Annotated in this window: 12 protein-coding genes; 11 read left to right on the top strand and 1 reads right to left on the bottom strand. The window is 61.0% G+C overall.

The window, feature by feature from the left end:
• The 3 genes from VL688_00715 to VL688_00725 form a co-directional block, all read left to right on the top strand.
• Positions 1–4072: alpha/beta hydrolase (locus VL688_00715; GenBank protein ID HTL46566.1), on the top strand; the 4072-nt coding region annotated here is incomplete at its 5' end.
• 219 nt (positions 4073–4291) lie between these two features.
• Entirely contained in the window at positions 4292–7450 is a 3159-nt protein-coding gene (locus VL688_00720; protein ID HTL46567.1) for a PAS domain S-box protein, read from the top strand.
• The gene (locus VL688_00725; GenBank protein HTL46568.1) at positions 7447–8814 is read left to right on the top strand and encodes a sigma-54 dependent transcriptional regulator; all 1368 of its coding nucleotides are present in this window, start codon (positions 7447–7449) and stop codon (positions 8812–8814) included. Before VL688_00720 ends, VL688_00725 begins: the two co-directional genes overlap by 4 nt.
• 7 nt (positions 8815–8821) lie before the next feature.
• On the opposite strand, the gene VL688_00730 is transcribed toward VL688_00725, so the two are convergent.
• On the bottom strand, positions 8822–9316 hold the full coding sequence (locus VL688_00730) for a septal ring lytic transglycosylase RlpA family protein (protein ID HTL46569.1): 495 nt from the start codon (positions 9314–9316) through the stop codon (positions 8822–8824).
• A 224-nt stretch (positions 9317–9540) separates the two neighbouring features.
• On the opposite strand from VL688_00730, the gene VL688_00735 reads away from it, so the two are divergent.
• From VL688_00735 to VL688_00770, 8 genes are all read left to right on the top strand, one after another.
• Positions 9541–9951, top strand: a complete 411-nt coding sequence (locus VL688_00735; protein HTL46570.1) for a response regulator — start codon at positions 9541–9543, stop codon at positions 9949–9951.
• A complete protein-coding gene (locus VL688_00740) occupies positions 9941–10402 on the top strand; it encodes a response regulator (protein HTL46571.1) in 462 nt (153 codons plus the stop codon). Before VL688_00735 ends, VL688_00740 begins: the two co-directional genes overlap by 11 nt.
• On the top strand, positions 10399–10803 hold the full coding sequence (locus tag VL688_00745) for a hypothetical protein (GenBank protein ID HTL46572.1): 405 nt from the start codon (positions 10399–10401) through the stop codon (positions 10801–10803). Before VL688_00740 ends, VL688_00745 begins: the two co-directional genes overlap by 4 nt.
• 164 nt (positions 10804–10967) lie before the next feature.
• Complete coding sequence (locus VL688_00750; GenBank protein ID HTL46573.1) at positions 10968–11372, top strand: BON domain-containing protein; 405 nt, start codon at positions 10968–10970, stop codon at positions 11370–11372.
• A gap of 25 nt (positions 11373–11397) precedes the next feature.
• Positions 11398–11916 carry a hypothetical protein gene (locus VL688_00755; GenBank protein HTL46574.1) on the top strand — a complete coding sequence of 173 codons (519 nt, stop codon included), beginning with the start codon at positions 11398–11400 and terminating at the stop codon, positions 11914–11916.
• A gap of 14 nt (positions 11917–11930) precedes the next feature.
• Entirely contained in the window at positions 11931–13475 is a 1545-nt protein-coding gene (locus VL688_00760; GenBank protein HTL46575.1) for an FAD-dependent oxidoreductase, read from the top strand.
• Positions 13465–13647 carry a hypothetical protein gene (locus tag VL688_00765; GenBank protein ID HTL46576.1) on the top strand — a complete coding sequence of 61 codons (183 nt, stop codon included), beginning with the start codon at positions 13465–13467 and terminating at the stop codon, positions 13645–13647. The genes VL688_00760 and VL688_00765 overlap by 11 nt, the downstream gene beginning before the upstream one ends.
• 227 nt (positions 13648–13874) lie before the next feature.
• The gene (locus VL688_00770; protein ID HTL46577.1) at positions 13875–14180 is read left to right on the top strand and encodes a hypothetical protein; all 306 of its coding nucleotides are present in this window, start codon (positions 13875–13877) and stop codon (positions 14178–14180) included.
• Positions 14181–14217: the final 37 nt, after the last annotated feature.

Raw genomic sequence — 14217 nt, forward strand, 5'->3', positions numbered from 1 at the left:
GGGCGTGGAATACCTCCGGGCCGTCAGCGTCGACGTGCAGGGCGCGCGCAGGCCGGCTTTGCAGCTGCGGTTTTCGGCGGCGGACACGGAAGACGAGGTGCGGCGCCTGTTTTCGTCCAAGGCCCCTGCGCGTTACGCGGAGGCGCAGGCGCTTACGGGCGGGTTCGTGACGCTGCCGCCGGAGTCCGAACCTTCCAACCCGGAAGATCTCACACGGCGCATGGAACAAGCGGGGAACGGCGCGCAATCCGTGCGCCTTGTGTCCAAAAATTTCACGGACGGCTTATGGGAAGCCAAATACGAAATCAGTTTCGCGGCGCCGGAAGGCCCGCAAAAAATCATTTACGTTTTGAATTATCCGGAAAGCCCGGAGCCGCTGCCCGTGGGGCTGGTCCTGCACGGATGGCAAGTCAGCAAGGACGAGCCTTTTGTCGCGGAGCTTGCGAAGGCCGTGGCGCGCCAAGGCTATGCAGTCGTGCGCCCGGACTTCCGCAACCATCACGGCAAGATGTGGAATGAGCAGGCGCGCGTGATGGACGACAACCGCAACGAAAGCAGCGGAGAAATCGCGGACTTCAAATGGGGACAGTCGCTCGAAGACGTGTCGCGCGTCGCGGCGGCGCTGCAGGCCGGAACCGATCTTCCGCGCCTGACCTTGGAGGGCGCGCTTCTTTTCGGATACAGCTACGGCGGCTGGACCGCGCGCACCGTGGCGCAGGCCGCCGCGCGCCAGACCGGCGGCTTCAACGGCCTGAAAGTGCGGGCCGTTTTTGATTTTGCGAGCCCGGCCGACCCGACGGCATCGCTTTTTTCGATCGTCAAAGGCCGGATGGTTTCGCAGGGCCTGACGTCGGGGGCGGCGTTCGACAAGGCGCGCGAGCTCATGGACGCCTGGTACCAAAAGCCGGCGGCCGGAGGCGCGTGGCAGGGCGGTCTGCCGTGGTTTTTGTCCGCTTCCCGGCCGCACAATCCTATTTTCGAGCGCCCGTTCCTGCGTCAGGTCGCGCATTATTATTTTATCGGGCAAAAAGACACCATCCTCTTCGGCTTGCAGCCCATGACCGATCTTGTGAACGCGGCCGCGGGCCGGGCGGTGCTCTCCGGCGCGGAATCGCGCCTTACCGTGATCAAAGGCATGGGGCATTTCTTCACGCCTGAATACCGGCCGGCTGTTGTCGCGAACGTGGCCGGGATCGCGCAGCGCCTGCGGATGAGCAGCGCCATTCCTTTTTCGTCCTCGTTTCCCGTGCAAGTGCTGGATCTTTCCAAAGCGCCCAAACCGCGGCCCCTTAAGCGCGGTTTTGACCGGCTCTTTCCCTTGCATGCGTCGGCACGGACGCGCAAGCTGACCGCCGCGGCGCTTCTCGAGATCCTGCGCCGCCACGGCTTGAACCAGGAACATCTGGGATCCGACGCCAAGGGATTTTATGTGACCGTAGAAAAATCGATCGGCGGCCATGTCCGCCAGCTTTCCGCCGTTCAAGCCGACATCGAGCGCGAGTATCCCGGCGCTTACCGCTTCGACACGATCCCGGTTTTGGACCGAGGCGATTACCAGCTCCAGATCCTGCGCGGCTCCAAAAAGAAATCCGAGCTTCGTGTGCAGCCGGGCACCTTCAAGCTCTTTCACGAAAACAAATCTGCCGGAGTATCTTACAAGATCCTCGCCGAGTGGCAAAAAGACCACGACGACCCGAACTCAATGTTTTATATTCTGGAAAAATCGGGAACCCACAAGAGGTTTGTTCTCAAGGCCTTCCCGGAATCCAGGGAATGGAAGCTGGGGGGGCGGTTCTCGGGAGCGAATCTCGTGAGTTACGAGAAGGTGACCGACGAGAGCGGGCATCGCATGCTGCTGAGCCCGCTGGTACCGCGTTCGAAGCTCGCAGAAAGTCCGGGCCTTGCGGCAAAACCGCATGAGGCCTACCTCCCGCAGGAAGTGGACGATTTTATTGTGACGATCGATGAAAAGTGGGGGCGCTCCGATCCGCGTTACATCGATGCCTGGATACGCTTGCTCGCCGATTCCCTGGCCGCGCAGCGCCAATTAACGGACGCCGGTTTCTATTTTGACGACAGCTTTTTTCCCAATCTCTGGGTGACGGACGGCGCGCGGGGCCATGTCCGGGCCATGCTCGGAGATGCGGACGGCGTCGCAAGCCTGTCGGCCGTACCCCGCAAAATCCTCGCGGATGACTACGTATTTTCCATCATGATCGAAGAATGGGCCGGTTTTTTCCTGGCGCACGCGGGGACCGACGCGCGCTTTGCGCCGTTCAAAGAGCTGCTCGAACAGGTTGATTTCAGCGCCGTGAAAACCGGGGCGCAGCTCAAACGCAGGCTTACCGCTTTCGAGACGGAGGTCCGCCGCGCCGCCGGCTTTGCGCTTAAAATTAAAAACCGGGTGGAGCTGCGAGGTGTGGATGGAGAAGCGAACGGACAGGTAGAAATGGGCACGGTCTGGCGCGTGTACCACCGGCAGCTCCTGATCACCCGGCTTCGCAAGGAAATGGCCGCGGGCCGCCTGCGGGAACTTACGGTGAACGGCGAATCGATTCTTCGAAATGGCGAGGGGGTCCGGCCGGGGCTCGACCGCGCTTTTGTAGCCTCCTACGTGGTCCGGCAAATGCCCATGGATCATTTTCCGTTCGAGTACGAATGGCGGAACGAAGGGGCTTCGCTCGCGATCCGGCGCAAACCCGCGGCGGCGTGGCATTTTTCCGGCGAGGAACCGCCTTCGCGGACGGAATTGCGTTCCCTGGAAGACGTGAATCCCTGGAATGACGCAAAAGAATGGGATTACATTCCGGGAGAATCCGGATGGGACGCCCGAAAGCGCCGCGACGCTTACCTCGCCAAAAAAGAACCCCTCGTGCGCCGGCATCTCGAAGTGCTGAACGGCGTGGAAGGAGCGGAAAAGCAAATCGAAAAATGGCTTCAGGTCCACGGCAGCACCCGGGAATGGGGATTTTTCCTGGCGCGGCGCAAGGATACGGGCGCGCTGCGCGTCATCATGGACCTCATGGGCACCGGAACGGGCGCCGGCGCGGGGCCGTACGGTCTGGGCGAATATTTCCCCAATCAGGTGCTTTCCTATTATATGGCGCTGCGCCTGCTCGAAACCGGCACCCAGGGCGAGGCGCTGGAAGAAATCGTGGCCGAAGGGCACACGCATATTTTCAGCCCGGGCGGCATCCCGTTTTCTCCCGGGGATTACGGCCAGAACCGCTACACGTCTTCCAGTCTGGTTTACATGACGGGCGCGCCGCGTCCTTTCTTTGAATTGGCGCCTGTCGAGATTCACGACACGGCATTGATCGCCCGGCTCGAACGCGAGGGCTGGCAGGAAAACCGGATGTGGTACGGCGGCGGCACCTCGCACTACCACGTTCCGAGCGGTGACTATCTCCGTCATTTCATGAGGAACTTCGAGGCAGCGCATTTCGCGGTCAAGAGTGAATTGAGAAAAGTGGAAGCTCCGCGGAAAGCCGGGCGGCCGGGCTTCGAGGACAAGCGCATCTTCGTGGACTACAACGACATGGCCGCGCATTTTTCGGACGCGCAGATCAAAGAAATCCTTTTCACGGCCGGGGAGAAGCACCGCAGCTTCCTCATCGTGGTCTACGGCGTGGACGTCACGCAGACGCTCGGAAACTTTCTCGCGGGGCTCAAGCTGCCTTCGCTGCGGGCCACGGCGGCCGATCTTCCGGCCGCGGCGCGCGAATTCACGCGCGGCTTCGCGGGCGAACGGCTTCATTTATCCAGCGCCGCCGGCGAAATTTCACCGCAGGCCCTGGCCGCGGCCCTGGACGAAAACGGCAAAAACCGCGCGAACCTCTACGCGCTGGCTTACCGGGACGGCGAAGGCGGCACGCTGGGAGTCGCGCTCAAAGATCTGGACCGCCGCCTTCTCGCGGAATACACCGAAGCCGGGCTGCTGAAGAAACAACTTCCCGACTACATGGGGTTCGACGAAAAAGGCCGCATCATCGTGACCGACCTCCGCGCCGCGGGGGCCGAGGCGTGGCAGTCCGCGTACGAATCCGCCATCGCGTTCTCGCGCGCCGCGTAACGTTCATCTCATCTCTGCTCGCAAACGCTTCCATGCACGCCATGGGCCGTTTGCATTCATGCCCTTGGGGACAGGTCTAAAGACCCGTCCCCGTCCACGCTCGTAATCCTTTTTGGAAAAAGCCTGTCGGGGAAAAGCTGAAAACCCCGACAAACGCCCAAGTCGGCGGTTTTCCCTACAACGCGCTGTGATAAAATTTGCCCGAAAAGGAAAAATTTCATGAGCGAATGGCAAGAAAGACTGCGGCATATTCCTGAATTTTTTTCCACGGGGCAGGGGGCTTTGAGCGATCCGGCGCAGGCCTGGTTCTACGCGGGCGCGCACGGCTTGCTGTTCCTGGCGTTTGTCCTGACCGCCTTCGTGCTCGCGCGTTTTCTTACGGCGCGGCGCGATTTCGAGCCCCGGTCCGTCCTGGTCCTGGCCTGCGCGGGCCTCGCGTCCGCCGGCGCGGCGAGCGCGGCCGCGGGTTTTTTCGCCTGGAAGGGCGCTTACGGTTATGAAGCCTTGCTGACTTTGGCCGCGGGCGCGCTTTTCCTTGCGCTCACGTCCGCGCTTTGGCGCCTTTTCCCCAAGGCCGCGGCGCTTCCCAGCCCCTCGCAAATGGACCTGGCTCTCCGGAAACTCGAGGAAAAAGTCGCCGAATCCCGCAAAGTCGAAGAGGAATTGCGCAAAGGCCGCGAAGGCCTGGAAGCCGTGGTCCTGGAAAGGACGCACGCGCTGCAGGAGGCCAACCGCGTGCTCGAGCGGCAGAATCTTGAACGCGAAAAAATCGCCCGGGCGCTCCGTGAAAGCGAGCGCCATTTCCGCGCTCTCATCGAGAACGCGCTGGATATCATCGCGGTGGTGGACCCGCAGGGACGCATCCTCTACGAGAGCATTTCCATGGACCGTATCCTGGGATACCCGCCGGGCACGCTGCTGCGTCAGAACGTTTACGATTTCATTCCCACCGACGACCGTGAAACGGTGCGGACCGCGCTGTCGCAGGATTCGGCGGAAGCGCGCGGCGAGCGGTTTTTCGAATTCCGGTTCCGGCATGCGAACGGCGCCTGGATATCGCTCGAAGCGACAGCCCGCAACCTCGCACGCGACCCTGGAATCCGGGGCATTATCCTGAACGCGCGCGACATCTCGGAACGGAAAAAATCCGAGAGCGAAATCCGTTTTCTTCCGGTCATGATGCAGGCGATCGGCGAAAGCCGCGACTTTTTCACGGCGCTGGATACCGCGCTGCGGAAAATCTGCGAGCTGGCGCGCTGGCCTTACGGTGAGGTGTGGATTCCGCGGCACGACAACAAGGTCCTGGAATTCGTCTCGGGCTGGTGCGAGACCGAGGCCTTGAAGCAGTTCCAGGAAGAAAGCCGCGAACTGAAATTCATTCCCGGCATGGATTTGCCGGGCCGGGCCTGGACGGCGAAAGCGCCGTGCTGGATTCCGGATCTTGCGGACCCGTCCAACGCGGGATTTGCCCGGCTGCCCATGGCGCGTGACAAAGGCCTGAACGCGGGACTTGCGGTCCCGATCCTGGCCGGCGGCGACGTGCTGGCGGTTCTCTCGTTCTTTCTGGACAAGCCGCGCAAGGACGAAGAGCGGCTGGCCGACCTTGTTTCCACGGTCGCGTCGCAGCTCGGCGCTGTCCTCGAGCGAAAAAAAGCGCAGGAGGCCCTGGCCTCGGCGTACGAGGAACTGGACAAGCGCATCCAGGAAAGGACCGAGGAACTGGGCCTCTCGAACCAGGCGCTTCAGAAGGAGATCAACGAACGCAAGCAGGTCGAGGAGGCGCTCCGCAAATCCGAGCAGAGTTACGAGGAGCTCGTCCATTCCGTGGGCGGCATCCTCTGGGAATACGACCTGGACGAAGGCCGTTATACGTTTGTCAGCCAGCAGTCGGAAGCGATCCTGGGGTACCCGGCGCAGGCCTGGTTCACGGAAGCGTCTTTCTGGCAGGACCACGTTCACGGCGACGACCGCGACCGCGCGCTGAATTTCCGGCGCGAAACCGCGGAGGAAAAAAATTCGGGCCACTTCGAATACCGCATGATCACGGCCGAAGGCAAGACCGTCTGGCTGCGCGACATGGTGCACCCGGTGGTGGCGGGAGACAGGACCGTGAAGCTGCGCGGCATGATCGTGGACATCACCGAGCGGAAAAAGGCGGAAGTGGCCTGGCAGGAAGAGCGCAACTTCGTTTCCGCGGTGCTCGACACGGCCAGCGCGGTCGTGATGATCCTGGATTCGACGGGGAACATCCTGCGCATGAACCGCGCCTGCGAAAGGATCAGCGGCGTCACGGAAAAAGACGTGGCCGGCCAGTGCTTCTGGGACATGTTCCTCGTGCCGGGCGAAGTGGAGAACGTCAGAAACATTTTCAAGCGGCTCCTGGCCGGGCAGTTCCCGGCCAACTACGAAAGTTCCTGGGTCGCCAAAGACGGCACGCGCCGCGCCATTGCCTGGTCGAACACGGTGCTGACGCGGCGGGAAAAGGACATGCAGCACGTGATCGCGACCGGCGTCGACATCACGCCGCGGAAAGAAGCCGAGGAAAAGCTGCAGGAGGCGATCGGCGACCTGGCGCGCACCAACCGCGACCTGGACAAATATTCCGCGGAGCTGGTCGAGGCCAACCGGCGCCTGAAAAAACTGGACGAGCTCAAGTCGCATTTCATTTCCGCGGCGTCGCATGAGCTCAAGACGCCGCTCACGTCGCTGAAAGGCTACGTCGAGATGGTTCTGAATGGGGAGGCCGGGCCCATCAACGACGAACAGAAGGAATACCTGACGTACGTGAAGGAATCGACCGACCGGCTGTACCGGCTGCTGCGCGACCTGCTCGACATCTCCAAGATCGAGTCGGGCCAGGTCAAGATGCACCGGGACCCCACGGACCTGCGCTCGCTGATCAAAGACGAGATCTCGCTTTTCAAGGGGCAGGCGCGCGATAAAGAAACGGGGCTGTCCATGGAGGTGGACCCGCTGCTCAACAATGTGGTCTGCGACGCGGACAAAATCCGGGAAGTGCTCGACAACCTTCTCAGCAATGCCATCAAATACACGCCCGCCCGCGGCCAGGTGAAAATCACGGCCCGGAACGCCGACGGCGGCGGCGTGCTGATCGAGGTCCGGGACAACGGTATCGGCATCAAGAAAGAGGACCAGCTGCGGATCTTCGATCCGTTCCAGCGCATCCCGAAGCCGGCCATGGAAACGGACGAGGAAAGCACGGGGCTGGGACTCACGCTCGTGAAAAGGATCGTGGAAGCGCATGGCGGCGAAATCCGCGTGCAAAGCGAGGAAGGCAAGGGGACGCTGTTTACCGTCCTCCTTCCGCATGATTTCAAACAGGAAGACCTCAACGAACTGGTGGAGCACAGGCTATGAACAAAACCATGCTGATTGTGGACGACGATACGAAAATCGCAAGCCTGCTCGTGACGCGGCTGCGCAAGCAGGGCCATACGGCGGCCAGTGTGAACAACGGCACCGCGGCCGTGACCTGGGCGGAAGAGAACAAGCCCGCGCTTGTGCTTCTGGATGTGCGGCTTCCGGACATGAACGGCCTGGAAGTTCTCAAGAAGATACTTGCCGCGCATCCGCAGACTTACGTCATCATGATCAGCGCGCACGCGGATGTGCAGATGGCGGTCGAGTGCATCAAGCTCGGCGCTTATGATTTTGTCGAAAAGCCGTTCGAGTTCCTGGCCTTCGACGCCAAGGTCAAGCAGGTGTTCCGGCAGCTCGAGCTCGAGGAGGAAGTGGCCTCGCTGAAAAAAGAGCTGGGCGCGGCATACAAAGAAAAGAGCCTGGTGGGAAAAAGCGAAGGGATGAAAAAGGTGTTTCAGGCCATCGATCTCGCCGCGAAAAGCGAGATCAGCGTGCTGATCGAAGGCGAGAGCGGCACGGGCAAGGAGCTGGTCGCGCGCGCCATCCACTTCAACGGGCTTCAGAAGAATGGGCCTTTTGTCGCGATCAACTGCGGGGCCATCCCGGAAAACCTGCTGGAAAGCGAGTTCTTCGGCCATGAAAAAGGATCGTTCACGGGCGCGGCCATGCGAAAGATCGGAAAATTCGAGCAGGCGCAGGGCGGCACGCTTTTCCTGGACGAGATCGGGGAATTGCCCCCCGCGCTGCAGGTGAAGCTGCTTCGTGTTCTGCAGGAAAGGGAGATCGAGCGCGTGGGCGGCACGCAGCCGATCCCGATCCACACTCGATTCATGACCGCGACCAACCAGGACCTGAAAAAAATGGTCGCGGAAGGGAAATTCCGCGAAGACCTTTTTTACCGCATCAACGTGTTTCCGATTTCGATCCCGCCGCTGCGGGAGCGGAAAGAGGACATTCCGGAACTTTTCACGCATTTCGTGCAGCAGCGCCGCGCGGGCAAGCCGCTGCTGGAGGTGGAAGAAGGAGCTTTCGCCCGCCTGGCCGATCATTCCTGGCCGGGCAACATCCGGGAGCTGGAGAATTTCGTGGAGCGCCTGCTGCTGGTGCAGGGCGAGCATCCTCACGTGGTGACCGAAGAAGACATCGAGAATCTCGGGCGCGGCCGGGCCGAAGCGCGGGTCGAGAAAACGCTGCCCTCGCTTCCTTCGGACCGCGTGAAGACGCTGGGCGAAACCGAGAAGTCGATCCTGGAGCGCGCGCTCCAGGAAACCGGGGGCAACGTCACGAAGGCTTCGCAGCGCGTCCAGATGAGCCGCGACACGTTTTACCGGAAGATGAAGAAGTACGCGATCGTGAAGTAACGGACCGCTACAAGGCCTCGATGCTCACGCGCATCAGCCCTCTCTTGGGATTTCCGATGTCGTCGAAGGCGGCGCGGGTCATGTCGATGACGCGCTTGAGCCTCTTGGAAGGCCCTCGGTCGTTCACGCGGCAGACGACGGATTTTCCGTTTTCGAGATTGGTGATGCGCACCCGCGTGTTCATGGCGTAATGCCAGGACGCGCAGGTCCTTTTTGTGTCGTCAAAGCGCTCGCCGTTGGCGGTGAAGCCCCGGACGCCTCGGTCATTACGGCTGTACCATGACGCCATGCCGCGCCGGGGCTTCTTTTTGGTTTTTTTCTGCGGCGCCGGCTTGAAAGCTTTTTCGGCCTCGTTGGCAACGAACGGGCGCACGGGCCGCGGCGCGGGAAAAAGTTTCGCCCCGTAGGCCAGCGGCAGCGGCATTCCCTGCGCCTGCGCCAGGTGCAGAGGCACGCCGATGAGCAGCGCGGGGAGCAGCATCAACCAGGGTTTCTGTTTCATGGTTCACCTCGCCCGCTGTTTTGGCAGGATGCATGCCATGCCGGTTCTCCCTGTCGGGGTCCGGAATTCCTGTCATCCGGAGGAGGGGAAGCCTGTCTGAAAACTGCCTGACGATCGTCCGATTTGTCAGACGTTTTTCCCCTCGGCCGCCAAGGGCGTTCCGGAGGCGGAGATGGCACAAGATTTGAAACTGTGAAGGCGTAAGGGAACGAAAGGACTCGGACATGAAAAACCGTATTTTAGTCGTGGACGATGACGCATTGACACTGAAGCTCGTGCGCGTGCGCCTGGAGAAAATGGGATATGAAATCATCACGGCGAAGAACGAGCGGGAATTCTGGCAGCATGCCTTCGATCCTGCGATCACCCTGATCATCCTGGACGTCTGCGTCAAAAACAGAATGGGAACCGACATCCACCGCAGCCTGCTGGATTTCGGCATGGACAAGAACATCCCCGTCATTTTCGTGACCGGGCTTCCGAAAGAGGAGCTGCCGAGCGAATGGCGGGAAGAGGACAAGCAGCCCCTGTATTTCCAAAAACCCATCGACTTCGACAAACTCAAGCAAACGATCGAGCACCTGCAGTATCTTCGGGAACTGCAGGATGCCACCGGAGGACCTCATGCAGCCTAAGAAGATCCTGGTGGTCGACGACGAATGGTCGGTCCTGGAGCTCTTGCGGATCAAGCTCTCCAAGCGCGGCTTCCAGGTCGACACCGCCCGGAACGAAAAGGAATTCCGCGACCATGCCTTTCGCGGCAAGCCCGACCTGCTCATCCTCGACATCTGGCTGGGGAATGACGGCGGCGGCACCGAGGCGTACGACAGGGCCGTGCGGGACGGCTTCGACGCCACGGTTCCCGTGATCTTCATCAGCGCCCTCGTCGACGAAGGCTCTTCGCCGAAGCGGGCGGCCGGAGGCCGGTTCGCACTGTATGGCAAACCGTTCGATTTCGACCTTCTTCTCGAAGACATCCATCACTTGACGGGCCTCGGCCCGCCCCGGGAAGGCGCGGTGCAGACCGGCGCCGCCGCGGGCCACCATTTTGATAAAGGCGACGACATCCACAAGGAGGCGGTATGAAAACATGGCATGGGCTGCTGTTCGCAACCGGCATTTTGATCCTGGCCGCGCCGCCGGCGCGCGCCGAAGTCGTTCAGGGCGAGATCGTGAACATCGATATCAAGAAACAGACGTTCGACCTCGCGCGGAGCGACCCGCAGACGCAGGCCGCCGAACCCGAGGCCGCGAAGATATTCACCAAGCCGGAAACGCGCTTCGAAGGCCTCGGAGGCCTCGAAGACCTTCGGCTCGGCGACGAAGTGTGGGCGGATGTCGTGTCCGATAAGGACGGCGTGCTGCGCGCCGACATCGTGCGCATCGACAAAGTCAACATCCGGGAAGGCGGCATCAACCCGCAGGAAACCGCCGAAGCCAAAGAAGGCCGCGGCAACGAAAACGCGGTTCATGATCCGGATGCCTAACCCGTTGCATGGACGGGGACAGGTCTGTGCGAATACTGAAGCGACGAGCTTCAGAGAGCCTGCCGAAATCATCGGATTTCGGCGTAGACCTGTCCCCAAAGCGACGAATGCAGGACTCCTTGAAAATGCAAGTCGGCCTTTGCAGCTAAAACGGAGACATTGAAATGAAATCAAAAACCCAAAAATTATTTCTTGGAACTTTTCTCTTATGCGTGGCCGCGGGCGCCGGTTTCGCGGCGGTGCACGGGGACGATCCCGCTTCGCAGGAGACGGCGCGCAAGGAAAATCAGGACCCCGCGCTTCAAAGCGAGCCGCGGGAAAACGCGCTGACGCCGATGGACCAGTCCAACGCGCCCGCGGATCTCGCGCTCACGCAGCAGATCCGGCAGGCTCTGATGGCCGACGCTTCGCTTTCGATGCAGGCCAAGAACGTGAAGGTCATCACGATCGGCGGCAAGGTCACGCTGCGCGGCCCGGTGAAAGACCCGCTCGAAAAAACACACGTGGAAAGCCTGGCCAGCGGAGTCGCCGGCCATGAAAGAATCGACAGCCAGTTGGAAGTCGCTTAAAAAGAACTGAAAAAAGGAGAACCCCATGTCTCAGAACGCCGTTTTTTGCATTGCTGACAGCGAAACGCAGGCCCGCCTCATCGTCGAAAATATTTATGCCGAAGGATTTCCCCTGGACGACATCTCCGTGATTTTTTCCGACCGTTCGGGGAATAAAGACCTCGCGCACAAGAAGACGAGCAAGGCGCCTGAGGGCGCGACCGCGGGAGCCGGAACCGGCGGGCTGCTCGGCGGGACGCTGGGCCTTCTCGCGGGCATCGGAAGCCTCGCGATTCCGGGCCTCGGGCCGTTCATCGCGGCCGGTCCGATCATGGCGGCGCTCAGCGGCGCGGCCGTGGGCGCGGCGGTCGGCGGCATTGCCGGCGGGCTCGTCGGCATGGGCATTCCGGAATACGAAGCCCGGCTCTACGAGGGGAAGATCGTGACCGGGAACATCCTCATCTGCGTCCACGCGGAAAACAACGAGGAAAAAGACGTGATCATGGACATTTACCGCAAAGGCAATGCCCGCGACATTTCCGCCACGAAAGAGGTCGCGGTCTAACGAATGGGTGAGTTATGCCGTACAAAAAATCTTTTTCGTACTGGAGCGAAGGCAGCCTTCTCGGAAATTTTCCCGCCCTTGACCGGGACCTCACGGCCGACGTGGTGGTTGTGGGCGGAGGCCTTACCGGCATCACGATGGCTTACCTGCTCGCGGAAGCGGGCTGCGACGTGGCGCTGGTCGAGCGGCATTCACTCTGCGCCGGGGACACGGGGCGCACGACCGCGCACCTGACCGCTTTTTTGGACGCTTCCTACTCCGAGCTCATCAAAATTCACGGCGAGGAAAAAGCCGCGCTCGCGGCCTCAAGCCACCGCGAGGCCATCCACTTCATCGAGTCCACGGTCTGCAAAGAAGGAATCGAATGCAGTTTCCAAAGGCTCGAAGGCGTGCTGCTCGAGACGCCGGAATGGAGCACGGAAAAGGACCTGAAGAAGGAAGTCGAGGCGTTCCGGCGGGTGGGATTCGCCGGCGCATCCCTGTGCGCCGAAAATCCGATCGCGTCGTGGCCCGGCGCCTGCGTGAGGCTTCCCGGACAGGCGCGCTTCCATCCGCTCGAATACCTCCAGGGGCTCCTGAAGAAAATCCAGCAGCGCGGCGGAAAAATTTATACGCACACGCCGGTGATCAAGCGCGAGAAAGAAACGCTGACTACCGAACGCCATCATCAGATCCGCGCCCGGCACGTCGTGCTCGCGACCCATGCGCCGGTCGGCGAGGTCTCCGTTTTTCTCAAGCAGGCGCCGTACCGCACTTACGTGGTCGCGGGGCGCGTGCCGCATGACCTCGTCCACGACGCGCTTTATTGGGACATGGCCGACCCGTACCACTACGTCCGGCTGCAGCCGCTCGACGGCGCCTCCGACCTTTTGATCGTGGGCGGGGAAGACCACAAAACCGGCCAGCCCGAGACCGACGATCCGGAAGAGCCTTTCCGAAACCTGGAAGGCTGGGCCTACCGTTATTTTCCCGGCGTCGAAGAATTCCTGTACCAATGGTCGGGCCAGGTGTGGGAACCCGCGGACGGCCTGGCGTTCATCGGGCATGCGGGCGGGGACGAGAAATTGTATCTTGCGACGGGATACTCGGGAAACGGGATGACGCACGGAACGATCGCGGCCCAGCTTCTCAGCGACCTGATCCTCGGCCTGCCGAATCCGTGGACGGAGCTTTACGATCCGTCGAGAAAAAAACTAGGCGGGCTGCGCGAGGCCGCCAAAGAAAATTTCAACGTGGCCAAACAATATGCCGCGGATTACCTGAAAGCCGGCGAGATTCCGTCCGTCGACGAGCTGAAGCCGGGGGACGGCGCCGTCTTGAAGCACGGCGCGGCGCCGTACGCCGTGTACCGGGACGAAAAGGGGAACCTTCATGCCTTTTCCGCGGTGTGCACGCATCTGGGCTGCGTCGTGAAATGGAACGGCACGGAAAAATCGTTCGACTGCCCCTGCCACGGGTCCCGCTTCTCCTGCCAGGGCGAAGTGCTTAACGGCCCGGCCGTCGAGAATCTCCGGAAAAAAGAAATCGATCAAGTCATGGGGGCGCATCATGAACACTAAGAACCCGGATTCCAAAAAAGAAAAAAAGCCGGAGCCCCGCCAGCCCGCGGTCTGTCCCGAATGCGGCATGGACCGCACGGATTGGTCGAACAAAGGCAAAGGCGTGGTTCACGACGACGTCACTTACTGCTGCGTCGGATGCGCCGAAGGCCGCGACTGTGAGTGCGAGTAAAGCCGACGGACTTTTTTTTATTTCCTCTCAGGGCTCTTCCTTCCCAACCTGTCAGACAATTTCTTAGGGGTGTCTGATTCCTGCGGCATAAAAAGCTCCTTCCCGGGTGCTTTTCTTCTCTAACTCCTTCAATTCCGGGCTTTTCGAACATGGCATGCAATTTGGTTTAAGGAAGGCAGCGGTCTTTCTCCGAGGGAGGAGAGGCCGGACAAAACAAAGGAGAGTTTATGAAACTTTTTACGGATCAACGCAACGCATGGCTCAAAGGAATGTTTTTCGTGGCGGCTCTGACGCTGGCGGCGGGGATGTCGACGGGATGCGCGACGCATCGCTCGACGTATCATGAGTCGACGACGGTCCCGGCGGTCGCCTCGACAACAACGGCTCCGGCGGCGCAAACGACGGTCGTGGAAACGCACGAAGTCGATGATCACGACGATTGGGGCATCTTCGGAGGCGTTTTCCATGTGGTCGGGGAAGTGCTGGCCTTTCCTTTTGATCTCATCGCCAACACGTTCCGCTTCATTTTCTAACGGGAACTTGGATCCGGGCCGCATCGGCTCCGGCGGG

This window comes from Verrucomicrobiia bacterium, from assembly GCA_035495615.1.
Classification (GTDB): domain Bacteria; phylum Omnitrophota; class Omnitrophia; order Omnitrophales; family Aquincolibacteriaceae; genus DATJFP01.